The sequence below is a fragment of the Nostoc edaphicum CCNP1411 genome, from assembly GCF_014023275.1.
GTDB classification, from domain to species: domain Bacteria; phylum Cyanobacteriota; class Cyanobacteriia; order Cyanobacteriales; family Nostocaceae; genus Nostoc; species Nostoc edaphicum_A.
Genome location: NZ_CP054698.1, coordinates 4,539,032 through 4,562,578 on the forward strand (window position 1 = coordinate 4,539,032; position 23,547 = coordinate 4,562,578).

A 23,547-nucleotide genomic window follows, 5' to 3' on the forward strand; every position below is an offset into this window, starting at 1 on the left:
GATTAAGGGGGGTAATTTTACTTGTGTATACACGTTGCATTAAAAAAAGAGGCAGTTACTAACTACCTCTTGACAAATTAAAGCTTGGATGGACTGAGAAATGCTTTGACAGCAGCCTAGAAACTCAGCTATCTGCTGCTCAAAAACATAGTCAAGACCACTCCCAGGATAATCGATCCACCGCCAAGGATGAATGACCAGAAGCGATGGTAACTGTTGACAATAGTGCCGTTTTCACTCTGGAGTTGAATTAAATCCATCCAAGGTGCAACACCCCGACGGAACCAACCCACCGCTCCAACTTGTTCACCAATCAAGCTTTGGACTCGCTTCATCCCAAACAGAAAATTACCAATGGGGCCAAAGCGTGAGGCGTAATGCAGATAAAGCATTCCGCTACGATCCTGAATTTTTAAATCGGAACCAAATTTATAACCAGCATCGCCACGACCAATGAGTTGACCTTCCAATTTTGCCGGTTGTCCACGCAGCGGACTGGCGTAGGGGTCTGACATTAAGGTGAGAATGTCGGTTTCTGGTGCTTGCTTGTAGTCAGGGAACATCACTAAGGCTTTGACGAGAATTCCTATCCCTAAGCCAATTAATGGCGCACCAATTACCAAACCTGTGTTTGGAGAACTTGACCACAAAATTACACCCATTACCAAGCCAACGAAGAAACCAATTGTTTCAGCACCATACAGTACAACATCTAAAAAGAAGTTGCCGTAAAGCCTACTTTTATTCAGACTTTTACCTTCTCCAATAACTCGCCCCATATCAAACTCAGTCGGTAAACCCAATTGTTCGGCATAGTTGCTTAATGCACGAACTCGTTTACCTGTCAATGGGTGAGTTGAATTTAACTCCATCCACCAGCCCCAAGGGTTAAACATATCCCACAGAAAGACACGACCAATTTTTTGGGTATCGGATGCAATGCGGTAAGCGGTTCCTGTGGAAGCGGCGGCTTTATGGTCATAAATACCCAAGGCGCGAGTTCCTTCAATTAAACGGCTGGGTTCTTGTGTTCGCGAACCTTCTTCTAATATCCCATAAGCAATCTTCACCAAAGCGCGGGACAATCCATTAGGATTACCTGTACTTTCGGCTGCAAAGTGGTCGGCAAAGTATTCTCGTGTGCGTGAGAGGTACAGCACTAGATAAGTACCAACGACATAAAACACGTAAGCAACTAGGGCAGCAGTTTGCATCGCATCTTTGATTTTGCTATCGCCACCGCCACGCCCAAATCTTCTCGCTGTACTGTAAATCAGGTAACAAATTTGCACTAAGGTAGAAGCTACTGTCATCACTGCAAAGTCCCAGTGGACGATGTGCCCCAGTTCGTGAGCGTAAACGGTAGCAATTTCATCGTCATCAAGGTATGTGAAAAGTCCCTGACTGACGACTAAACGGGCGCTGTTTGGTAATGAACCATAAGTAAAAGCCGTGGGGTTTTGGTCGTCAATAATTCCCAAACGGGGCGTTTTCAGCTTTTTCTGCTCACAGGCTTGGCGAATAACTTTAGCTGTCTCTGGACTGAGGGTTTCAACTTCTGCCAACTCAACCCAGCGAGTTTGGTAAAGCCAGCCTTGAGTTAAGTCCATGATGAATGGAGATATGAAAAAGGCAGCGATATTAAAAACTAGGGTAATACCAATAGCGATCGCTAATCCTTGGAGTGGATTATCGTTACCCAAAATAAATACTAAGCTCAAACCTAAAGCCAACACCATGCCAAAGAGCAAGGTCATGGTGACACCAGAAGCTAACGCCAAACTACCACCCACTCCCCCCATCGCTAATTTCATGCCAGTGGTAACGGCGCGACCAGCTTTTTGGCTAGCTATAGGCGTTTGGCGGAAGGATTGACTAGCTTGTTCTGCCCAACTGCGAGCCTGTGGGTTTTCACTTATCATTAACTTTTGACACAAGGCCTTGGCTTTTTCGGTTTCGCCTGTGGCTTGATAGGCTTTCATCAGCCACATCTGTGCTGAAAGATAATCTGAGGAATTGTGTTCAGCGCAATCGCGGCAGAATTGTTCGAGTAATTCAACCGCTTCTTGATAACGTTTTTGGTTTAAGGCATCTAATGCAGATTGCAATGACATAGGATCTCCCTACTGAAGGAGTGGTATTTGATCTATCAATACTCAATAGATCCAGCGATCGTCACTGCAATTTCGTAAAAATTTAATTAATGGCAGTATAAAATATTTACTTAAGTAAAAGACTAGAGAAACATATATTACTATGTCTCTCTAGCCTGGGGAACGCATAAATCATGTTTAAGGTTTTCAAATAAAAACGGTAATAATACTTATAATATTTTTGCTGCGGTAAACTTACTACCTCTTTGTCCGTGTTTGATATTTAGAGAATAAATGTTTTTAACCCAGCCTTGCTTCACCCAATCAGAGTAATTATTGATTACCCAAATGGTTCACCCGATTGGAGGAAGACGAATGATGAACATAACATGAGATTGATAAGATGAGGAAAAGGTAAAGATTTGTACTATGACTATTTTTGATATAGCTTCTCCCCTAATTGCGATCGCAGGGCAAACCCGCCAAGCTGCAAGTAAGCTAGCGATTCTCTCCACTGAGTCCAAAAATCAAGCAATTTTTGCGATCGCTCAAGCTTTAGAATCAGCTAGAGATGAAATTTTACAAGCAAATGTTGCTGATTGTAAAGCTGCTACCGCCGAAGGGATTCCTCAACCACTTTATAAGCGCTTGCAATTGGATGAACATAAATTAAGAGATGCGATCGCTGGAGTACGAGATGTTGGTAAGCTAGCCGATCCAATTGGTAAAGTCCAGATTCACCGCGAACTAGACACTGGCTTAATTCTGAAGCGCATCACTTGTCCTTTGGGCGTTTTGGGGATTATTTTTGAAGCCCGTCCAGAAGCGGCTATTCAAATTGTTTCGTTAGCTATCAAATCGGGAAATGGTGTAATCCTCAAAGGTGGAAAGGAAGCAGTGCGTTCTTGTGAAGCGATAGTTAAGGCAATTAAACAAGGATTATCTCAAACTGCTGTTAACCCTGATGCAGTGCAGTTGTTGACAACTAGAGAAGAAACTCTAGAACTTTTGAAATTAGATAAATATGTAGATTTAATTATTCCTAGAGGTTCTAATTCCTTTGTCAGATTTGTACAGGAAAATACTCGTATTCCGGTACTAGGTCATGCTGATGGAATTTGCCATCTTTATATAGATCAAGCCGCTGATATTTCTAAAGCAGTTCCGATTACCGTCGATGCAAAAGCACAATATCCTGCTGTTTGTAATGCAATTGAAACTTTGCTAGTTCATCAATCAATTGCTACAGAATTTTTACCAAAAGTTGCTGAGGCTTTGCAAGAACGCCATGTGGAATTAAGAGGTGATAAACGCACCTTGAAAATTTTACCTAACATTGTAGCTGCAACAGAAACCGACTGGGAAACAGAATACAGCGATTTTATTTTGTCGATAAAGATTGTAGACTCTATAGAAGATGCGATCGCTCATATTAACGAATATGGTTCTCGTCATACCGACGCCATTATCTCTGAAGATGCGGCGTCTGTTGAAACTTTCTTTGGACTAGTAAATTCAGCCAATATATTCCACAATTGCTCCACCCGCTTTGCTGATGGTTTCCGCTATGGTTTCGGTGCAGAAGTAGGAATTAGTACGCAACAAATGCCACCCCGCGGCCCTGTTGGGTTGGAAGGATTAGTGACATATAAATATCAAATGACTGGCGATGGTCATATTGTAGCTACTTACACAGGGGAGAATGCTAAGGCTTTTACTCATCAGGATTTAGTGTAAAGTATTCTCACATATAGGACTCATGTCTGATTTCTGAACAAGAGTTAAAGTGAAACCCCGATAAAACGGGCTTTTCAGTCTCAATATGTTTTCAAAAATCAAATCGGAGTCCTATAGTCGGGCCAGTTACAAAAAAGTAGATTTCGCATGAATAGCAAAATATCCAAGGTCGGTATTATTGGTGCGGGTAATGTGGGTGCAGACGTAGCAAATGCTTTAGTGCTACTTGGTAAATGTGTAACAGTCGTCCTTTTTGACCGAACTTTATCAAAAGCTGAGGGGCAAGCATGGGATATTGAAGACACCATTCCCCTACTTAAAGACATGGAGATTATACCATCAAATCAGTATGAAGATTTAGCGGATTCTGATATTATTGTCGTGACTGTTGGGGTGCAGCAAAAAGAAGGACAAAGCCGATTAGATATATTGAGCGATAATGCAGAGATCATGCGTTCAACAATAAAAGAATTGGATCGAGTTGCACCGAATTCAATCATACTTATTGTTAGCAATCCAGTGGATGTACTAACACGGATTGCAATCGCTACTTCCACTAGAGCAGAAAACCTAATTTTCGGTTCAGGAACCGTTCTTGATACTGCTAGACTGAGATATCAACTTGGTAAGCGACTGAACGTTAGTAAACAAGACGTTCATGTTTATGTGATTGGAGAGCATGGAGACAGTGAATTTGTCGTTTGGTCTAGTGCATTTATTGGGGGAATTTTGTTAGCTGAATTTCCCATACCACAAGGAGCAACGCTGGAACAAATTCAGCAAGAGTACGCAGAGTTAACCCGTAAGCGAGGTTATAACATTTCTGAACGTAAAGGAAATACTAGCTATGGCATATCAATAGTAGTTTGTCAGTTAGTTGATGCCATCCTGCGAGATGAAAAGCAGATATTTCCAGTATCGGTGAGAGCAGATTCTAACTATGGGGTTGGTAGTGAAGTTGTTCTTGGACTTCCATGTATCATTAGTTCCCAAGGTATTGAGCGCCAACTGGTGTTACCAAGAAATCCTCATGAACAACGTTTATTAGAAGAGTCAGCCACCAAACTGAATGAAGCTTACAATTCTTTGGATAATTAAAATAAGCTCAAATAGTCTGTTTAAAAACGTCCTTTTTTGAATGTTAAACTAACGCTTTCAGTAAAGCCTGAAGTTTAAGTTGCACCTCTGCAAACTCTTTGTCAGGATCGGAGCCAGCCACGATACCAGCACCAGCATACAATCTCGCGCGATCGCCATCAATTAATGCTGAACGAATTCCCACAATAAACTCGCAGTTTCCCTGAGAATCTATCCAACCCAGAGGCGCAGCATACAAACCCCTTTCAAAGCTTTCATAACGACGAATTTCGGCACAAGCAACATCTCGTGCTGCACCAGCAACAGCTGGTGTAGGATGCAATTGTCCGACAATCTTTAATGGGTGTATGTTAGCGGGAACTGTAGCACTTATTGGTGTCCATAAATGCTGGATATTAGATAATTGTCGCAGCCGTGGTGCTAATATTTGTGGTAACAAACCTAACTGGCATAGGCGTTGTGTAATGAAATCAAGCACTAGTGAATGTTCATGCTTTTCTTTTTCACTATTTAGTAAGCGATTGGCATTAGCTGCATCTTCAGCAGGGGTTTTACCTCGTGGTGCAGAACCAGCCAAAGCATCAGTAATTAACTGTTGATTATTAATACTAATTAATCTTTCTGGACTTGCACCAATAAAGTTTTGTCCTTTGCCATTACTTGTAGAAAAAATATAACAATTAGGATGGTTTTGTCTAAGATTATTTAATGATTTAACTAAGTCAAAGTGATTGCTTGACTTTACATCTAATATATCTGCTAATACAATCTTACTTAAATGACTAGACCGAATTTTTTCCAAAGCAGACACTACCGAACGTTTAAATTGGGCAGAGTTCGTGATAGATTTTTTATATAAGTTTTTAGGAAAATAATCAATATTAGCAGAGTAATTTTCTAAAGATTGGATAAATTCAATTTTATTTTGTACATTCTCCAGCAATCTTGCAATATTTACATTTGGATTGATAATTATATTTGTTACTAATATGCAACGCTGATTTTTTACGGCTACTTGCCAACGTGGAAGAAAAATGGTAGCAGATGGAAATGGATAATCTACTTGGGCGTTTTTATCAAAAAAGCTGAAATAACAAAAAAAGTGAGGCCCAGAAAAAGGTTGGTTTGCGTTACCAAAATTAATTATATTTTTTAGACAAGATTTGATAAAATATTCAGCTTGTGTAAAACGATCTGCACCATCAATCTGTAATTTTGCTACAGAATCAATTGCTGCGATCGCTTCTCCTTTTGCTTTGTCTTCAAAGTAAAAATTTATTTCATTTGCTTGTGTAAGTTGATCCAATACAAGTAAAGGATCAACTAAATCGATCTCTTGGGAGATACTGACAATTTGCTTGTCATTATTTTGGAGGCACTTTTCTTGGACTGATAACAGAAATTGATATAAATCTTTGCGCTTTACAAACAAGTTACTACGACATGGTGAAACTGTCATGGATCTAACGATAGTAAATTTTTTTTAAGTTAACTTCCTAAAGTGTAATTAATCGTGGTCGTATTTTTACAGGTAACATATTAAGTTGCCATTTCACCAGCGTAGGATTTGCTTTGTTCATGGTGTTCCTAGACCATGATAAGACAGTTTCAGCCTAAGACTGCAATGTGAGAGTGAGTGTTAACAACACAAGGTTAACAAGCCATCATAAAAGTGACAGTTATTTGTATATCGCCCATATCTAGCGTCTCTTTAAATCATAAAATCTAAAGTGTGAGTAATATTCCGGCAATTTAATTAATCACGACTGATGACTACCAAGCAAATTTTATATCCCAACACTAAGTTATGGATGGCAGCGATTAAACCGCCAATGTATAGCGTTGCCATTATGCCCATTTGGGTAGGAACAGCAGTAGCATTTGCCGAAACTAAAATTTTCAATGGTGTAGTATTTTCTACTTTTGTAGCTGCGGCAATCTTAATTCTTGCCTGGGAAAATATCACTAATGATGTGTTTGATTCCGAAACAGGTATTGATCAAAATAAGCACCATTCTCTGGTGAACTTAACAGGCAATAAGCCATTGATATTTTGGATAGGAAATTTGTGTTTAGGTTTGGGGTTGCTGGGCATACTAGCGATCGCCTTTTGGCAACATGACCTAACCGTTATTGGCATCATTCTACTATGCTGCGGTCTGGGCTATATGTACCAAGGCCCTCCCTTTCGCTTAGGATATCAGGGTTTAGGCGAGATTCTTTGCTTTTTTGCCTTTGGCCCCTTAGCAGTGGAAGCAGCTTACTACAGCCAGACTCAAACTTGGTCAATGACAAGTTTAGCAGCCTCAGTGATTGTCGGGATTGCCACAACCTTAATTTTATTTTGCTCACACTTTCACCAAGTCAAGGATGACATAGCCGCAGGTAAGCGATCGCCTATTGTCCGTCTCGGAACCCAAAAAGGGGCCCAAGTCCTAGTTTGGTTTACTGCTAGCATTTATCCCCTTACCTTGCTGTTTGTACTATTGGGGATTTCTCCAGTTTGGACATTGCTGAGTTGGGTAAGTTTACCCTTCGCTGTCAAATTATGTCGCCACGTCCAAGAAAATCACAACCAGCCGGATAAAGTTAGTAACTGTAAATTCATCGCCGTAGCCGTGCATTTTTGGGCTTGCTTGCTGTTCGGACTGGGATTTATTCTTTAGTTGGGCATGGGGCATTGGGCATTGGGCATTGAAACAAAGGGAAAATAACTAATGACTAATGACTAATGACTAATGACTACAGATTTGAATTTCGTTCATATCAGCGAAGATTTTTGCGATCGCTTACCACCAATCATGGTAAGTGGGATATTCGTGAAGGTATTATCCTCCGCCTTACCGATGAATCAGGTAAAGTCGGCTGGGGAGAAATTGCCCCCATTAGCTGGTTTGGTTCCGAAACCTTAGAACAAGCCTTAGATTTTTGTCGCCAACTCCCACGAGAAATTACAGACGAGATAATTTTCTCCATCCCAGATGAGTTACCTGCTTGTCAATTTGGCTTTGAGTCAGCTTGTGAGATGGGGAGTGGGGAGTGGGGAGTGGGGAGTGGGGGAGATAATTTTATAACTCCTAAATCCTCACTCTTCTTGTACAGCGCCTTATTACCAGCCGGGGAAGCCGCTTTAAATCAATGGAAAACCCTATGGCAGCAGGGATATCGCACATTTAAGTGGAAAATTGGTGTGAATGCGATCGCTGATGAACTAGAAATTTTTGAGTTATTGATACACACCTTACCAGCCTCTACCAAACTGCGATTAGATGCTAACGGTGGACTCAGCTATGAAGAAGCTAACTTATGGCTGCGGACTTGCGACAATCTCAAGGCAAATCCAGAACTACCCCTAGAAATTGAATTTATCGAACAACCGCTACCCGTTGAGAAATTTCAGCAGATGTTGGAATTGAGTACGAGTTATGAAACTGCGATCGCTTTAGATGAATCTGTCGCCACACTTAGGCAACTCGCCGACTGTCATCAACAAGGTTGGCAAGGGATTTTTGTCATCAAGCCTGGGATAGTTGGATCGCCATCTCGTCTGAGAAAGTTTTGCCACCAGTATCAAATTGATGCAGTATTTTCGTCAGTATTTGAAACTGCGATCGCAAGACTTGCAGCACTCCAACTAGCAGCCGAATTATCCCAAAACAACAGAGCAATTGGTTTTGGCATCGACCATTTTTTTGAACAAGAAGATACATGGCTTCAAACTTTATGGAACGACCTTTAGACTGTCTTAATAACCTGGCTCAAAATGATTGGCTTATCGGTTATAACAGCCGTCAATTTAATCAAATAGCTCAAGAATTATATTTAGAATTAACACAAATATCAGCGTGTGGAACACCACCAAAAATCATATTATTTGAACGTGAACCATTACGATTTTTAGCAAGTTTTATTGCTGCTTGTGCAGCTAAATGTCCAGTTTTTATTTGTAACCCCGATTGGGGAACACAAGAATGGCAACAAGTCTTTGATTTAGTACAACCAGACATTATTTGGGGAGAACTACTCCACTCTCCCACTCCCCAACTTCCCCACTCCCCACTCACCACTCCCCACTGCCCACTCATAATGATTCCTACAGGTGGTTCATCGGGGCAGATTAAATTTGCCATCCATACTTGGGAAACTCTCACAGCATCAGTACAAGGATTTACAGAGTACTTTCAACTAAAGCAAGTAAATTCTTTTTGCATATTGCCGTTATATCACGTTAGCGGTTTAATGCAATTTATGCGCTCATTCACTACCGCAGGTAAACTCGCTATTCAACCATTTAAAGCTGTAGAATCTAGTCAAATATTAAATATTAAACAATCAGAATTTTTCATATCTCTAGTACCAACACAGTTACAACGCCTCCTGCAAAATCCAGAATTAACTGAATGGCTATCCCAATTTAATACTGTACTTTTGGGAGGTGCGCCAGCATGGAACGAACTCCTAGAAAAAGCCAGATTTCACCACATCCGATTAGCACCTACCTATGGTATGACAGAAACCGCCTCTCAAATTGCTACCCTCAAACCGGATGATTTTTTGAGTGGTAAAATTAGCAGTGGTCAAATTCTTCCCCATGCAAAAGTAACTATTTGCAATCAACAAGGCGAAATTTTAAATTCCAATCAAATCGGAAATATCACCATTCATACTCAATCTTTGACTCTTGGTTACTATCCGATAACCAGAGAAAATCAAACTGATTTCCAAGTAGATGATTTAGGCTTTTTAGACGCTCAAGGTCATTTAAATATAGTCGGACGTAACAGCGATAAAATTATAACAGGTGGGGAAAATATTTACCCAGCAGAGATTGAATCAGCTATACAAGCAACTCAAATGGTTGCCGATATTTGTGTCATCGGCATCCCAGATAAACATTGGGGACAAGCCTTAACAGCGATTTACATTCCCAAACAACCAAATACCTCTGCCTTAAAAATCCAAATCTTACTTAAAAACAAACTCAGCAAATTTAAAATCCCTAAATATTGGATTCCCCAGCAAAACTTACCCCGCAACTCCCAAGGTAAAATTAACCGCCAACAGTTACAGCAAATAGCTACAGAATTCCTTCAAAATCCCATCACATAATCTCTCTCGACTTTCTTCTCTCTGCGCCCTCAGCGTCTCTGCGGTTCGTTTCCAACCATTCGATTATCTCTTCAGGTAATTCCTGCTTACTTCTACTACTTGCATCAATACAAACATGCCTAGTAATAGCTTTAGCAACTAACACTTCATCCACTCTAATCTCGTAAGTAATTTCAAACTTATCAACACCTATTTTTTGGGGAATTAAACTAATCAGCAACTTGTCCCCAACAAACATAGGGCGCAAAAAATCAACACTAGCATGAACAATGGGAAACCCCACAGACGGATTAGTAAAAAAATCTTTGAGATTAATACTTGATGCTTCTAAAGATTCTTCATAAGCTTCATGGCAAATACCCAAAACATTAGCAAAATAAACTACCCCAGCAGCATCAGTATCTTGAAAGCGAACAGTGCGGTTATAAGTAAAAGGCATTTTTGACAATTGAATATTAAAAAATAGCAGGTTTATGCTCTGCTTTACAAACTAATTTTATTGCAACTAAGATAAGTCAGTGATAAAAATTTAATTTCCCCAATTCTGAATTTGTATCGATTTGTTTAGCCTCATTCAATGCCTTGGGGTTAAATATATGGTGAGGAAAGGCGATCGCTTCTACATTGACTCCAACGGCGGAACCTCAAAGTCATTAAACGAGGAAACATTGTAAGAGGAAGCGGCTATTGCTTTCACCAGCTTACCGTCGAGAGTCAGCAAAGTAGCACCTACCTGCTGTGAAAGTGCGACATAACAAGCATCGTAGGCAGAAGTTCCATAACTCAAGCTTATAGTAACTGCATCCGCCATCAAATCAGCTGTTGAAACAACACGCAACGGAAAAGCTTTCAGAGTAGCTAAATCTGTCTGAACCTCAGCAGCAGTGTACATCCTTGCACGGACATACTTCCAGAACGTGTTAGCACACTCAATGTAAAAAAGGTCTGGAACAAAAATTTCTGTCTGTGGATTGGCGAGATGACCGAAGAGTTGATTAACTTTGGCAGTTAGTGGGTCAGCAATAAAATACTTGATGCACACACTGGTATCTACCACGCATCTAAGAGGATTGCTCATCTATCGCGGTCTTCTCGAATTAATTCAGTACTATCAGGTAATCCAAAGTCTGCTGGATTCAAGCGGCGGCGACGGCGACTAATTTCCTCTAGGAGTTTTGGGACATTTTTTCGCCTTTCTTCTTCCGTTGGCTGTGTTTTTGCCTGCAAAGCGTTCTGCAAGATTGTAATAACTTGAGCATCAATTGAGTTATTTTCAGCTTTAGCTAAGTGTTGGAGTTGTTCGTATAACTCATCAGGTATATTGAGCGCATGAATGGTAGCCATTGATTGACCTTCCGAATTTATTGGTAATGGTAGCACGATCGCAGTGGAGGGGAGAAGTTAGGGAGCGATCGCCTTTAGTTTGTGGGTGCGATCGCTTCGCTTTATTATCTCTACTACCCACCTCTTTCTTAATCCTTCTCTTCTGATCGCTCTAACAGAGCTTTGATTGATGTTTTTCGTAAAACCCAATCAAGATAAAGTACAAGAATCTGCATTTTCAGAAAGTTGTTAGCACTTTTGATATTGGCATCACTCAGTACCCATTTACAAAACTTTTCCAGCAGTATTCCAACAACAACTTCAACAGACTTATTTACAACTAGAGGGATTAGTGTTTCTAGCATTGCGATTGCCTCAGTAGCTTAACTGAGTTCAATGTCGCAATTTTCTTTTGTAGTTATTTATCTGACTTACCTTGACTTAGCCTGACTTACACTGATTTAACTCCACAATTTGATAAAAACTTTGGCTACACTGGCTTATAAGTAATTGTGGGAGTGGTCAATGTCTATACCAGAAAACTTTCTTAAGCAACTGGAGCAATACAGTGAATTGTCGCACCGAGAGAAAGAAGTTTTTCTAGAAATATTCGGTCGTAGTAAGAATCGAATCCACGTAGCTCAAGAATTAAATATTTCTGAAAGTAACCTCAGCACTTGCCTCACGGGTATTTACAAAAAATTTTGTATCACTGGTAATGGCCCTGTTAAAGAAAGCCGCTTACGGGAGTATCTGAACAAAAGATACTCACAGCAAAAACCCTCTGGTCATTTAACTACAGATGACGTAGATGATTCTATTGATACCTTAGTACAAGAAATCCGCAAACAAATCAAACCCTACATCAAAGAAAAGTGCGGAACCATGAGGGTACTGGATATGCGCCAACCTATAAAGTTGACTGGCAAACAAGGTATTTATACCAATGTCAATATTCTTGAGGAAATTACAGGGCGTAAGCGACTTAAAATTGCGGAACTGTTGCAAAACTGTGATCCTGATAACTTTGAGCGCTTCGGACTCAGGCGAGTGAAAGAAAAGCGGGTGTCAGGTTTGAAGGCGGTACAAAGTCATAGCAAGCTAATGGTATTGGGTAAACCAGGTGCAGGTAAGACTACCTTTTTGAAATATCTGGCGATGCAATGTATCGAAGGGCATTTTCAAGAAAGCCAAGTTCCCTTGTTTATTACCCTCAAAGATTTTGCTGAGGTACTCAAACAACCAGATATTTTGGAATATATTGCTCAACAATTTTCTAGTTGCGGAGTGACAGATACCAGGGTTAAAACAGAACAACTCTTGAGACAAGGTAGAGCATTAGTGTTATTGGATGGTTTGGATGAAGTTCGAGAAGAAGACACGAAGCGAGTTTTACGGCAAATTCGAGAGATGTCAGACCAGTTTCACAACAATAAATTCGTCATCACCTGTCGTATTGCTGCTAAAGAATACACCTTTGAACATTTTACCGAAGTAGAAGTGGCAGATTTTGATAAAGAACAAATCGCTATCTTTGTACAAAATTGGTTTCAATTCATGGGCCAAATGCAGGGCGAACGTTTTATCCAAAAACTGAAGAAAAACAAGCCAATCCAAGAATTAGCAACAAATCCTCTACTGCTTACCCTGCTATGTTTGGTATTTGGAGAAAGCAACGATTTTCCGATAAATCGTTCTGAACTTTATAAAGAGGGATTGGATGTGTTGCTGAAAAAATGGGATGCCAAACGCAATATTGAGCGAGATCAAGTTTATAAAAACTTATCTTTGCAGCGCAAGGAAGACTTATTGAGCCAAATCGCTTTGATCACTTTTGAGCAAAAGGATTATTTCTTTAAACAAAAAACAGTTGAAGTCTACATTGCTGAGTTCATCCGTAACTTACGTGATGCTGACACTGGCAAAGAAGCTCTAAGGCTAGACAGCGAAGCTGTTTTGAAATCTATTGAAGCGCAACACGGGCTATTAGTAGAACGGGCAAAGGGAATTTATTCATTTTCTCACCTAACTTTTCAGGAGTATTTTACTGCGAGAGAAATAGTTGCTAATTCTGCCTGGGAAAGTATAGTGGAGCATATCACAGATAAACGCTGGCATGAGGTATTTTTGCTAACTACAGAGATGATGCGTAGAGCAGATGAATTAATAAGGTTGATGAAACAAAAAATTGACGAGTTATATATTAAAAATCCACAAATACACTTACTTCTAGCATTTATTAACCAAAAATCCAATTCAATAGAAACCCACTATAAGCCGGTAGCTGTCAGAGCCTTTTATTTTGGCTTATCTCATATATTTACTGGGGAAATTAGTTTTGGTGTTAGTTTTGATTCTATATCTCTTGTTAAATCTGCTGACTTCAATCTAGGCATTCCTTTTGCTTATAATAAGGAACGAAAATTAGTTCTTATTCCTCAACTTAACCTCGAAATTGCAAATTTACTTGGCTTGTCTAAAATTTTGATCGAGGGAAATAGATGTACTTTTGATTACTTTCTTGCTATTGCTTATGCTCTTACTTTTACTTGTGAAGATGACGAGAAAGGTGCTTTTAATCTTGCTACATTTTTAGACTTGTATCGTAGCCTTTCTATTATTATTGAGTATGCTAAAAAATTTGATATTAAACTACAGCTAGTACTTGTAACCCTAAAACAACAGCTACCAGACCCCGATAAATATCAAACGAGCTTTTTACAGTGGTGGAAAGAAAGTAATCAGGATTGGGTAAAACATATTAGAAATGTAATACTTGAATATTTTGGTTTCGATGACGCTTGGAAGCATGAAGAAGAAACAATTAAATTGTTCCGGCAATATTACTATACAAATAAATTGCTAATAGATTGTTTGAACAGTGATTGCTATATTAGTCAAAAACTCAGAGAAGAAATTGAAAATACTTTGCTATTACCATTTAATATTTAAAACTGATAGAGGCGGGAAAAACATAAAGAAAAAACTAATTATTTTAACATAAAGTTATTTGAAAAATTATTTTTTAAGTGCTACCTATGAAAAAAGATATTTGCGATCGCACTTTTACTTTTTCAGTTCGCATAGTCAAATTATGCCAGTTTTTAGATGACAAACCAGGAGTAGCACGAACCCTTGCTCAACAGTTATTAAGGTCAGGAACATCGATAGGAGCTAATGTAGAAGAAGCACAAGCTGCTCAAAGCAAAGCAGATTTTATCAGCAAGCTCATGATTGCACTAAAAGAATCCCGTGAAACTCGGTATTGGTTAAGGTTACTGATTGCTTCCGAAATAGTACCTCAAGAAAGAATTAGTCAACTCCAAACCGAAGCCGAAGAACTAACAAAAATTCTTGGTGCCATCATTATCTCCACCAAAAGCTCCACCTAACCTCTTCAATTTTTAATTTTTAATTTTCAATTTTTAATTTTTAAACGGAGAGGGGGAGATTCGAACTCCCGGAGGTTTTAGCCTCATCCGATTTCAAGTCGGACGCAATCGACCACTCTGCCACCTCTCCAGTAAATCTGCCAAACTTGTGCTGATCCTAGTTTCAGACGCTATTCAGGCGCTTTTGTTGGTTAGCACTAAACTTGACAGATAATACTATACCCTATTATCTACGCAGATTGCACTACTGGATGCGAATGTCTACGACACAATACGCGATCGCTCGTACAAAATTTCCTCCTGTGCCACCTGAAAGTCATTCCCCACCCAAACTAAGGAAACTTGCGAAACCACACCCGCCTCTAGAGTGACAATGGAAAAATTACGCAACTTCTCGCTGTCATTTTCCACAATCCTGGGGACACTAGCCGCATTTAAGTAAATTGTCCCCTCTGGACTTCTAAAGATGGGCTTGCGCTGCACCTTCTTGGTATGGCGTAAATCTCGGTGCATGTGACCAAATGTCACCAGAGGAATGGTTTTACCAGCAGTCAAGGCATGAGAAATCGCCTCGCCAAAGTCTGGATCGCCAAAGTCGCCGCCAATTGGGTGCCAGTCTTTGCCGCAAGGGTCTTCGGGGCGATCGCCTAACCCACTAGGCCCATTGTGACCCAAAAATATAATCGTCTCGTAAGCGGCGCTTTTGATCGCTTTCACAATGCGATCGGCGGATTCTTCCAAACTCGTCACACCGTAACGTTCTTGACAGATTTCCGCGAATTTCCACTCTGGGCCACCCCAGGTAAAGGGACGACCCCCCACTACAGTTAAATTCCAAGCGGGAAAATCTAGCTTACCGTAACCAACATGGGACGGGCCTAATAAATCGAGTTGTTCCTGTACCCAGTCTTCCTTAGAGCGGTCATAAGGAGCCTTTTTGCGTCCCCATTCGGTGGCGGTATACCAGGCATCGTGGTTGCCCATTACGGCTGCTTTGGGAATATCGAGAGATGCGATCGCTCTGACCACTTCCACCGACTCGTTGCCAAAATCCCCGACAAACAGCGCTAAGTCAACACCCAGATGCTTGAGTGCAATACCATCTTCCACTTCCCATTGGTCGTGAACATCTCCAATTACAGCAATTTTGAGGGTTATCGATTGAGTTTTCTGACTGGTCATGCCACTTTCCTTGCCGTCTATCTCCAGGATATGAAACTCAGCCGGATTTGGACACAACCCCAAAATATCAACCGTCCACTATTTTTGGTAAAAACTACTATAATTGATTCCACAGGACATAAATTTGCAATTTAAAGCACCCCTAAACTGTGTTTACTACTGCACTAGCTCAACAAGAAAAAACCCAACCGGGTGAACTACCACTAGATTTATTTGCCGCCATTGAGAGTCTCAAAAAAGAACTCAACGCAGTTATCCTGGCGCATTATTATCAAGAGCCAGATATTCAGGATATTGCCGACTTTATTGGGGATTCATTACAACTAGCAAGAGCCGCCGAAAAAACCAATGCGGATGTGATCGTCTTTGCTGGTGTTCACTTCATGGCAGAAACAGCAAAGATACTTAATCCCGATAAATTAGTACTTTTACCAGATTTGAATGCTGGTTGTTCTTTAGCAGACAGTTGTCCACCAGAGGCGTTTGCAGCTTTTAAAGCAGCGCATCCAGATCATTTGGTGGTGTCTTACATCAACTGTTCTGCTGATATCAAGGCGATGAGCGACATTATTTGTACTAGCTCCAACGCTGTGAAAATTGTGCAGCAGATACCGAAAGAACAGCCGATTATTTTTGCCCCAGATCGGAATTTGGGGCGGTATGTGATGGAACAAACTGGACGAGATTTGGTGCTATGGCAAGGTAGCTGTGTTGTCCATGAAACCTTCTCGGAAAAGAAAATTGTCCAGTTAAAAATTGCCCACCCTGAAGCAGAAGCGATCGCACACCCAGAATGTGAAAGTAGTGTATTGCGCCACGCCAGCTTTATTGGCTCCACAGCTGCCTTACTCAAGTATTGTCAAAACAGCCCCACCAAGGAATTTATCGTTGCTACGGAGCCGGGAATAATTCACCAAATGCAAAAACTAGCTCCTGAAAAGCACTTCATCCCTGCACCGCCGATAAATAACTGTGCTTGTAACGAATGTCCGTTTATGCGGTTAAACACCCTAGAAAAGCTTTACTGGGCAATGAAAAATCGTACTCCTGAAATTACCATGTCAGAGGATATTCGGCTGGCTGCACTGCGACCAATGCAAAGAATGCTGGAAATGAGCGTGTAACCAGTATTTTTATCCATAAGGTAGAGATACAGTTTTGTTGCGATCTCTACCCAAAAGTTATTTTTTCTAATCACTTGCAATTTCTAAAACATGGTGCTAAGATTTTAAATCGTGAGACAAATCGGGTCGGTGTCCGAGTGGTTAATGGAGACGGACTGTAAATCCGTTGGCTTGCGCCTACGCTGGTTCAAATCCAGCCCGGCCCACCACTTACGAAGTTATAAGTTATAATGTCTGGGTAAGCATCAAAACTCCCAGCATTTAACTTCTAGCTGAAAAATCGTAATTATGTTTCGCCCGTGTGGCTCAGTGGTAGAGCACACCCTTGGTAAGGGTGAGGTCACGAGTTCAATCCTCGTCACGGGCTTTTTAAATTGATAAAATAACTAACGTAAAGTCAAGGGTTTTAGTCTTATCAAGAGATTTAGATGTTCAAAAGCTAAGTCTCTTACTTGCATTCGTGGCTATTCTGACTATGATTTTGACTATGATTTGGCTATCAGGAGAGAATTTTGGGTATCAGCTTGTTTTTTGGCTATGATTTGGCTATGATTTGGTAGTTTTTGTATGTAGGGTGCGTCAGTCAGCCAAAACCTTAAAAAGCAGCACAATTATTGTTACAGAACCAGCATACAAGTATGCTAGTACCGCCTCTTATAGTTATCAATTAACTTATATTAAATCCATTTATGATTCTCCCAAGAAAAGCACTCATCAAAATGATCTATTAACTCATTAATAATTGAAGACTCTGTAATACGTAAACCTATCTCATGGTCTCCATATAAACCTTTTGAGGTCAATATATTATGACTTCCTGTAAACGCGAATAAGTTATCACAAACTAAATATTTTTCATGTGTGCCAATTAACTTTAATTCAAATAAATCCGGGAAAAGTTTTTCCAATCGTTGTAATTGATAAATTCCCAAATATTTCCAACCTAAATATTTCATTAGTCTAACTCTTAAAGTTTCTGTTTCAGGATAATCACCATAATCAACTTTAGAAATATCTTTTTGATTGCCCCAACCTATGCTAATCTGAACTTTATCCTTTAAAAGCTTTTCAAATATATGTGTAACATCTTCAATACCAGAAGTGTTGAACGGTAAGAAAAATCCGATAAAAATAGCCCAAAATATGGTATTTTTGGGCGAAGGCTTAAACTATATTAGTTTGATTGTGATTATAAATTCATTTCCCAAAATTGTCAAAGATATCTTGAAAAGCCTGCCAAAAAATGATTATCCAGTATTGAATAGTCGTCTATTCTTTGAGTGCTGGCTATCCTATGCTCTGGATAATAGCTTAACAAGTATGCGAGATTTATTTAAGAGATTAAACAATACAGGATTTGAGGTAGATATTTCTACTTTTTCTAAAGCAAATTTACATCGAAGCCAAAAACAATTTCAAGGAATTTACCAAAAAATTAAATGAATTAGTACAGAAGAAAATTCACAAAAAAATTACACGATAAATATGCTATTTGTCCTATTGATTCAACAATTATTACCCTGACAAGTAAATTGTTATGGGTTTTGGGTCATCATCAAGTCAAACTTTTTAGTTCTTTGAATTTAGCTACAGGTAGCCCAGAAGATAACTTGATCAATTTTGGACATGATCATGATTATAAATTTGGTTCCAAGATGATGTCTAGTCTCCCAACTAATGCTGTAGGGGTAATGGATAGAGGCTTTGCGGGATTAAAATTCATTCAAGAATTGGTACAAGAAAACAAATATTTTGTTTTGCGGATTAAAAACAATTTCGTTACTAGAATTTGAGGATGCAACTGGATTAGTCAAAGTAGGTGCATCTGATGAGGCTATTGCCTATAGAGTCATTAATTTTTGTGATTTAGAAACGAAAACTGAGTTCCGCTTAGTGACTAATTTACCAAAGTCGGGAGATGCAGCTGTTAATGATGATGAAATTAGGGATATTTATCGATTACGTTGGGGGAGTTGAACTCTTGTGGAAGTTTTTAAAGATGCACTTAAAACTTGACAAATTAATTACCAAAAACGTCAACGGTATCACCATACAAATTTACGTTAGTTTAATAGCTTATCTGATTTTACAGCTTTTATCTATTCCCGCACAATGGGGACATACACTATTAGATAAATTCCGCTATTTGCAATCTTGTATGTGTCAGAAAATCAGCTATGTTCATTGGTTTGAGGAGATGATGTTATGTTGACTAATTTAGCCTTTTTAGAGTTAGTGTAACTATCTATGTAAAGTTTTGTATCAGCATTCAACATTTCTGCTTCAATACCTTCATTAGTTATCCAAGGACAAACTATAATTAAACGTGACTGAACTGTAGTTAAAGCTTCCATTAAAATATTTCTGCTACCGTCACGCCCATAAATTAGCTTATTTGTTGACATGATTATGTTCACTGGAATGTCTTAACTCAGTATTCCCAGTTTTATTGAAAAATAATCTTTCATTACCCCTTTATCTGGAAGCCAGAGGGTTTAATTTAATAAATATTTTTTTAGTCTACGTCAATATATTTAAAAGTTTTCTCCCTCCACAGGTGATATCGCCAAGGCTAGAATTTTTATAAAAAAGCTAAAACTCTATCCTAGAGAACGTTTCGTTATGAGTTGTTAACTGTCCTTCCACTTTTCCATAAGCCTTTTTCACCCAATATCCTCTGGGTGGCTTTTCTAAGCCATAAGCTTTACACCACTTTTCTACAGCTTTATCAGATACGCCAAAATCTCTGCCAATTTGTGCGGTTGGCTTTTCCCAAACTAGTTTTTCTAGTTCTTCTTTTGATGGTCTTTCTACTTTTCTAGTGTGAATTCTAGAGTCTGGGTTAACCTTTCTAGTCGTTAAATCAACGCCAAACTCCTTGTAGGTTCGCTTAGATGCTGCTTCAGTAAAGTCTGTAAAATCCTCCCACCAGTAAAAGGGTGTAGCTGAATTAGGTATCTGGGTAGTTATGTAGCAACCCTTAAAGTTAATTGATGGATAGACAACTTTATCTATGTCAGGTAGATAAACTGCATAAAAGTCAAAGTCATTTACTTTGTACTTCTTCTGATGAGTCCCATTTTTATCTACCCAAATAGTTTTATTGACTACTCTATTATCTCCCGCATATTTAGCTTGGATTTTATAAAATTTATCGTCTTTGTAAGCAACAAAATCGAAAGGTAAATGCTCACAAACAAGTGGCGTGAGAATCAAGTATCCTTTAAGCGTTAGATCAGCAATTGCTTTCGTAGCAGCAATATCGCCTTTGTTCTTGGTATGATGCAGCAATAATGAACCCTCAACCTATGTAATCATATCACTTCACAGTGCTTGAGGGTTCGTATTAAGTTAAAACGAGCGCGGCAGGGTTCGAACCTGCGACCGATTGCTTAGAAGGCAATTGCTCTATCCACTGAGCTACGCGCCCAAAACAAAATAATGGCTCCCGAAGGAGTCACCTACACTATTATATCGTCTTCACCTACCAAGAAGCAATCAAAAATTGCAGATTTACCACTAGCAAGGCTAAGATGCTAGTCGCTAGTTAGTGCAATCTACACCGAAAACGAAACAGATGGGGTATTGGTTTAGATATATTGTGTTGTCAAGGGGTTATTTGCCCGTTAGCGCTAACGTCCTCTGGGCGGCTACCTTCGGGAAGGATCTGGCGATCGCTAGGCTCATTTCCACAGTATGCTAGGTAATTTCAGCCTTGGCGATGCTGCCAAATCCCATTATATATTCCATATTAAGAGTGCCCCTGTGAGGAGTTATTTGCTAGTGCCATGTTTATTCTCAAACGGCAGGATGTTGAAATATCAAGCATTCAGCACCCAAAACGGGATCAGCAGGTGCCGATCCTCAGTTATCAAGGGCAGACTTTTCGCTTGATTAGTGTCTTCAAAGCTAGTCAAGAGGAAGAAGCTAGAGCCTTATGGAGAGAATTAACGGATAACCGAGGTAAAGCCTGTGTTTTGCTGGAGGAACCGGAACGCTTTAGTGTTTGGGGTAAAATCCGTTTAGAGCAGCTGGATAGTGACACCGGGGGTCATGGCAAAACGGCGATTTTAGTCGAAGCCAGTATCTTGCTATTGCAGGGTGTTTCTATCGACATTGAAGAGTTTTTAGGTGCTAGGCAAGCTGCCTTATTTGAAAAAGATATTGCGGAAGTATTACAGCAGAAGCAATTTCCTCAAGCATCTTCCCTAGAAGCGGTTAAATATTTGGTATCTACTAATCCTTTGCCGGCAGCCAAAATACCTGATTGGCAAGAAAATCATGTAGTTATCTTGTTACAAGAACTGCATAGATTAGGAAAGGCCTATTTTGGCAATGCTAATTTTACCAAACAAGTGATTTATAAATTAGAAGATATGCCAGAAGCCGAGCGATCGCTGTTTCTGAACTGGCTAAATCAATCGCCTCTGGGTAAACTATGGCAGTAGCATGGAAATTATTTAACAAAATTCCTGCCGCTGGTACTTGCTTTTGGTGTCAGATTGTGTATTACCTAATAGACACACTGCTAGATATACAGTCATTTAACTCAAAATACTGCCAGAGTGCATATACATAAGTCTTGTCCTATGAATAACTCTTACGAGAATTCGTTCCTTGCTAAATCAATTTTCACCACTCAGAACATTGTCTTGGCTAATATTGGCTGGGCCGTACTGGCGCTGCTATACTTTTTATTGTTTAGTGCCAAAGTTCCCGGAGCGGATGGCATAGAAAGCCGAGCCGAGTGGTATGTGATTGGCACAAATATTTTTGAAGCTTTCGCTTATTTGGGTGCCAGTATCTTATGCTTGAGGAACTGGCTGAGTCCGCAAATCGTCAGTGGCCGGAATGTTTGGCTCTTAATTGGCTTAGGTATGCTTTCCTATTTCGTTGGGGGAATATTTTTCGGATATACCGAAATAATTTTAAAAGATGAACCGGATGTGTCTTTAGGCGATATATTTTTTGTACTTAGTTATCTATTACTTGGCGCAGGCATGATTTTAGCTGTGGCTTCCAGGCGAATCAATCTGGAAAAATGGCAGTGGCTAATTGTGTTAGCAATTGCAATGTTCGGTAGTTTGTTGGCATGGTGGATTTCTATGCAACAGGGAACACCCTCAGAACTGCTAGTCGCTATTTTGAATTGGTTTTACGTAGTTAGCGATGTGGTTTTGTTAATTATTGCTACCACTCTGTTGCTAGCCTTTTGGGGGGGAAGAGTTTCCCAGTCTTGGCGAATGATTGCAGCGGCGGCATTTTCGCTTTACATTGCAGATATGTGGTTTAAATACGCCCAAGACCCCAATTATCAAAGTGGGGAAATCTTAGAAGTGTTTTGGGTGTTTAGTGGAGTGTTATTTGGACTGGGCGCTGTCTTAGAATATGACGCATCACTAAGACGAACGCGGCGTACCAGCGGACGTAAACGAGCTTAGTAAAGATTTTTGGTATCTACCGTGAGAAAACTAACAGACTCTGACAAGCAAGAAATTCTTAAATTATATCGAGAGACTGCCGAAACAACCTCAACTTTGGCAGACCGCTATGGTGTGAGTAACTCGACAATTAGTCGCCTACTCAAAAGCACTTTGCCAGAAGATGAGTATGAATACTTAGTCTCTTTGAAACGGGCTGCGAGAACTCCTGAGGGAAGGGCACAGGTAAGCTACGAGCAGTTACCACTGCTAAGTCAACCAGAGCCAGAGATAGAAGTTCCACCCAGTGAAAGTCAACCATTGGAATTACCACCAAAAGTTGAGCCACTACCACGTAAGATAATTCGTGTAGAGCAGGAACTTTACTCAGAGGAAACGGCAGAGTCAATTGCCGCTAGCAGACGAGTACGGCGACGCCCCTCGGCGTCAGAAAAACCCAAGCTCCGAGTCACAGAGAAATTAGAAACTCCAGAGCCAAAGCCGCCGGAAATAGTCAGCATCCCCATCCCACCCCTCAAGAATGAACATCCAGGAGCGGCCGTCATCGCGCACATGCTGGGCGATGATTTACTCGACGAATCAGAGGATTTGGATGATTTAGAAGATGATGATTTAGAAGATGATGACTTTGAGGAAGAAGACTTTGATGACGATGACCTGGATGATGACAGACCTTTAGTCACAAAAAGAAGACCAGGTGAAGCATCAGTTCAAGTTTTACCTTTGTCGATAGCCAATTTGCCGAAAACTTGCTATTTAGTAATTGACCGTTCCTCAGAATTAATTACCAGACCTCTCAAGGACTTTGGTGATTTGGGGCAAATTCCCAGCCTGGAAACCCAGCAAAGAACTCTACCAGTGTTTGATAATCATCGCGTCGCCAAGCGCTTTTCTACGAAGCGCGATCGCGTGATTAAAGTTCCCGATAGTAAAATGCTCCATAAGGCTCGTACTCATTTGGAAGCCAAGGGCATTACGCGACTGTTGATTGATGGTCAGGTCTATTCCTTGTCTATGCTTTAAGATTGGGAATGGGGCATGGGGCATG

Annotated in this window: 23 protein-coding genes, 4 tRNA genes and 1 pseudogene; 15 read left to right on the forward strand and 13 right to left on the reverse strand. The window is 40.1% G+C overall.

Going from position 1 to position 23,547, the window contains the following annotated elements; genetic code table 11:
* Positions 1-128 precede the first annotated feature (128 nt).
* A complete protein-coding gene (locus HUN01_RS21610; protein WP_181927923.1) occupies positions 129-2,114 on the reverse strand; it encodes a zinc metalloprotease HtpX in 1,986 nt (661 codons plus the stop codon).
* A 408-nt stretch (positions 2,115-2,522) separates the two neighbouring features.
* Here HUN01_RS21610 and HUN01_RS21615 point away from each other — a divergent pair, with 408 nt between their 5' ends.
* Positions 2,523-3,830 carry a glutamate-5-semialdehyde dehydrogenase gene (locus HUN01_RS21615; RefSeq protein WP_181927924.1) on the forward strand — a complete coding sequence of 436 codons (1,308 nt, stop codon included), beginning with the start codon at positions 2,523-2,525 and terminating at the stop codon, positions 3,828-3,830.
* Positions 3,831-3,977: 147 nt separating this feature from the next.
* Positions 3,978-4,928: an L-lactate dehydrogenase gene (locus HUN01_RS21620; protein ID WP_181927925.1), complete on the forward strand. Its 951-nt coding sequence runs from the start codon at positions 3,978-3,980 to the stop codon at positions 4,926-4,928.
* Positions 4,929-4,971: 43 nt separating this feature from the next.
* Here the strand turns inward: HUN01_RS21620 and HUN01_RS21625 are convergent, their stop codons facing one another.
* Positions 4,972-6,387 (reverse strand): isochorismate synthase, encoded by a 1,416-nt coding sequence (locus tag HUN01_RS21625; RefSeq protein ID WP_181927926.1) that lies wholly within the window; start codon positions 6,385-6,387, stop codon positions 4,972-4,974.
* A gap of 310 nt (positions 6,388-6,697) precedes the next feature.
* Here HUN01_RS21625 and menA point away from each other — a divergent pair, with 310 nt between their 5' ends.
* The 3 genes from menA to HUN01_RS21640 all read left to right on the forward strand — a co-directional run bounded on the left by menA (position 6,698) and on the right by HUN01_RS21640 (position 10,037).
* Positions 6,698-7,594: a 2-carboxy-1,4-naphthoquinone phytyltransferase gene (gene menA, locus HUN01_RS21630; protein ID WP_181927927.1), complete on the forward strand. Its 897-nt coding sequence runs from the start codon at positions 6,698-6,700 to the stop codon at positions 7,592-7,594.
* Positions 7,595-7,659: 65 nt separating this feature from the next.
* The gene (locus HUN01_RS21635; RefSeq protein ID WP_181927928.1) at positions 7,660-8,667 is read left to right on the forward strand and encodes an o-succinylbenzoate synthase; all 1,008 of its coding nucleotides are present in this window, start codon (positions 7,660-7,662) and stop codon (positions 8,665-8,667) included.
* Positions 8,652-10,037, forward strand: a complete 1,386-nt coding sequence (locus HUN01_RS21640; protein WP_181932772.1) for a 2-succinylbenzoate--CoA ligase — start codon at positions 8,652-8,654, stop codon at positions 10,035-10,037. The genes HUN01_RS21635 and HUN01_RS21640 overlap by 16 nt, the downstream gene beginning before the upstream one ends.
* On the opposite strand, the gene HUN01_RS21645 is transcribed toward HUN01_RS21640, so the two are convergent.
* The 5 genes from HUN01_RS21645 to HUN01_RS21665 all read right to left on the reverse strand — a co-directional run bounded on the left by HUN01_RS21645 (position 10,030) and on the right by HUN01_RS21665 (position 11,725).
* The gene (locus HUN01_RS21645) at positions 10,030-10,476 is read right to left on the reverse strand and encodes an acyl-CoA thioesterase (protein WP_181927929.1); all 447 of its coding nucleotides are present in this window, start codon (positions 10,474-10,476) and stop codon (positions 10,030-10,032) included. The two genes, HUN01_RS21640 and HUN01_RS21645, sit on opposite strands and share 8 nt — an antisense overlap.
* Before the next feature lie 180 nt (positions 10,477-10,656).
* Positions 10,657-11,115 carry a type II toxin-antitoxin system VapC family toxin gene (locus HUN01_RS21650; RefSeq protein ID WP_181927930.1) on the reverse strand — a complete coding sequence of 153 codons (459 nt, stop codon included), beginning with the start codon at positions 11,113-11,115 and terminating at the stop codon, positions 10,657-10,659.
* On the reverse strand, positions 11,112-11,381 hold the full coding sequence (locus tag HUN01_RS21655; protein ID WP_181927931.1) for a hypothetical protein: 270 nt from the start codon (positions 11,379-11,381) through the stop codon (positions 11,112-11,114). The genes HUN01_RS21650 and HUN01_RS21655 overlap by 4 nt, the downstream gene beginning before the upstream one ends.
* Entirely contained in the window at positions 11,350-11,502 is a 153-nt protein-coding gene (locus HUN01_RS21660; protein WP_181927932.1) for a hypothetical protein, read from the reverse strand. The genes HUN01_RS21655 and HUN01_RS21660 overlap by 32 nt, the downstream gene beginning before the upstream one ends.
* A gap of 7 nt (positions 11,503-11,509) precedes the next feature.
* Positions 11,510-11,725 (reverse strand): hypothetical protein, encoded by a 216-nt coding sequence (locus HUN01_RS21665; protein ID WP_181927933.1) that lies wholly within the window; start codon positions 11,723-11,725, stop codon positions 11,510-11,512.
* A gap of 160 nt (positions 11,726-11,885) precedes the next feature.
* Here HUN01_RS21665 and HUN01_RS21670 point away from each other — a divergent pair, with 160 nt between their 5' ends.
* Together HUN01_RS21670 and HUN01_RS21675 are read left to right on the forward strand one after the other, a co-directional pair.
* Entirely contained in the window at positions 11,886-14,312 is a 2,427-nt protein-coding gene (locus tag HUN01_RS21670) for an NACHT domain-containing protein (protein WP_181927934.1), read from the forward strand.
* An 86-nt stretch (positions 14,313-14,398) separates the two neighbouring features.
* Positions 14,399-14,752: a four helix bundle protein gene (locus tag HUN01_RS21675; protein WP_181927935.1), complete on the forward strand. Its 354-nt coding sequence runs from the start codon at positions 14,399-14,401 to the stop codon at positions 14,750-14,752.
* 45 nt (positions 14,753-14,797) lie between these two features.
* Here HUN01_RS21675 and HUN01_RS21680 read toward each other — a convergent pair.
* Both HUN01_RS21680 and HUN01_RS21685 read right to left on the reverse strand, forming a co-directional pair.
* Positions 14,798-14,882 (reverse strand) — tRNA-Ser (locus tag HUN01_RS21680).
* A 131-nt stretch (positions 14,883-15,013) separates the two neighbouring features.
* The gene (locus HUN01_RS21685) at positions 15,014-15,934 is read right to left on the reverse strand and encodes a TIGR04168 family protein (RefSeq protein ID WP_181927936.1); all 921 of its coding nucleotides are present in this window, start codon (positions 15,932-15,934) and stop codon (positions 15,014-15,016) included.
* On the opposite strand from HUN01_RS21685, the gene HUN01_RS21690 reads away from it, so the two are divergent.
* The 4 genes from HUN01_RS21690 to HUN01_RS21705 all read left to right on the forward strand — a co-directional run bounded on the left by HUN01_RS21690 (position 15,914) and on the right by HUN01_RS21705 (position 17,425).
* Positions 15,914-16,069: a hypothetical protein gene (locus tag HUN01_RS21690; protein WP_181927937.1), complete on the forward strand. Its 156-nt coding sequence runs from the start codon at positions 15,914-15,916 to the stop codon at positions 16,067-16,069. The two genes, HUN01_RS21685 and HUN01_RS21690, sit on opposite strands and share 21 nt — an antisense overlap.
* 14 nt (positions 16,070-16,083) lie before the next feature.
* Positions 16,084-17,058, forward strand: coding sequence for a quinolinate synthase NadA (gene nadA, locus HUN01_RS21695; RefSeq protein ID WP_181927938.1), 975 nt, complete (start codon positions 16,084-16,086; stop codon positions 17,056-17,058).
* 123 nt (positions 17,059-17,181) lie between these two features.
* Positions 17,182-17,267: transfer RNA gene (locus HUN01_RS21700), tRNA-Tyr, on the forward strand.
* 86 nt (positions 17,268-17,353) lie between these two features.
* Positions 17,354-17,425, forward strand: a tRNA-Thr gene (locus tag HUN01_RS21705).
* A gap of 310 nt (positions 17,426-17,735) precedes the next feature.
* On the opposite strand, the gene HUN01_RS21710 is transcribed toward HUN01_RS21705, so the two are convergent.
* Positions 17,736-18,014: a phospholipase D-like domain-containing protein gene (locus HUN01_RS21710; protein WP_181927939.1), complete on the reverse strand. Its 279-nt coding sequence runs from the start codon at positions 18,012-18,014 to the stop codon at positions 17,736-17,738.
* A gap of 229 nt (positions 18,015-18,243) precedes the next feature.
* Here HUN01_RS21710 and HUN01_RS21715 point away from each other — a divergent pair.
* Positions 18,244-19,270: pseudogene (locus HUN01_RS21715) on the forward strand (IS4 family transposase).
* On the opposite strand, the gene HUN01_RS21720 reads toward HUN01_RS21715, so the two are convergent.
* The 3 genes from HUN01_RS21720 to HUN01_RS21730 all read right to left on the reverse strand — a co-directional run bounded on the left by HUN01_RS21720 (position 19,230) and on the right by HUN01_RS21730 (position 20,488).
* Positions 19,230-19,463 (reverse strand): hypothetical protein, encoded by a 234-nt coding sequence (locus HUN01_RS21720; protein WP_181927940.1) that lies wholly within the window; start codon positions 19,461-19,463, stop codon positions 19,230-19,232. The pseudogene HUN01_RS21715 and the gene HUN01_RS21720 sit on opposite strands and share 41 nt — an antisense overlap.
* 187 nt (positions 19,464-19,650) lie before the next feature.
* Complete coding sequence (locus HUN01_RS21725; protein WP_181927941.1) at positions 19,651-20,349, reverse strand: group I intron-associated PD-(D/E)XK endonuclease; 699 nt, start codon at positions 20,347-20,349, stop codon at positions 19,651-19,653.
* 66 nt (positions 20,350-20,415) lie between these two features.
* Positions 20,416-20,488, reverse strand: a tRNA-Arg gene (locus HUN01_RS21730).
* A gap of 358 nt (positions 20,489-20,846) precedes the next feature.
* On the opposite strand from HUN01_RS21730, the gene HUN01_RS21735 reads away from it, so the two are divergent.
* The 3 genes from HUN01_RS21735 (at position 20,847) to HUN01_RS21745 (ending at position 23,522) form a co-directional block, all read left to right on the forward strand.
* On the forward strand, positions 20,847-21,506 hold the full coding sequence (locus HUN01_RS21735; RefSeq protein ID WP_181927942.1) for an Npun_F0813 family protein: 660 nt from the start codon (positions 20,847-20,849) through the stop codon (positions 21,504-21,506).
* 141 nt (positions 21,507-21,647) lie between these two features.
* Entirely contained in the window at positions 21,648-22,499 is an 852-nt protein-coding gene (locus HUN01_RS21740; RefSeq protein WP_181927943.1) for a hypothetical protein, read from the forward strand.
* Between the two features lie 21 nt (positions 22,500-22,520).
* Complete coding sequence (locus tag HUN01_RS21745) at positions 22,521-23,522, forward strand: helix-turn-helix domain-containing protein (RefSeq protein WP_181927944.1); 1,002 nt, start codon at positions 22,521-22,523, stop codon at positions 23,520-23,522.
* The last annotated feature ends 25 nt before the right edge of the window (positions 23,523-23,547 follow it).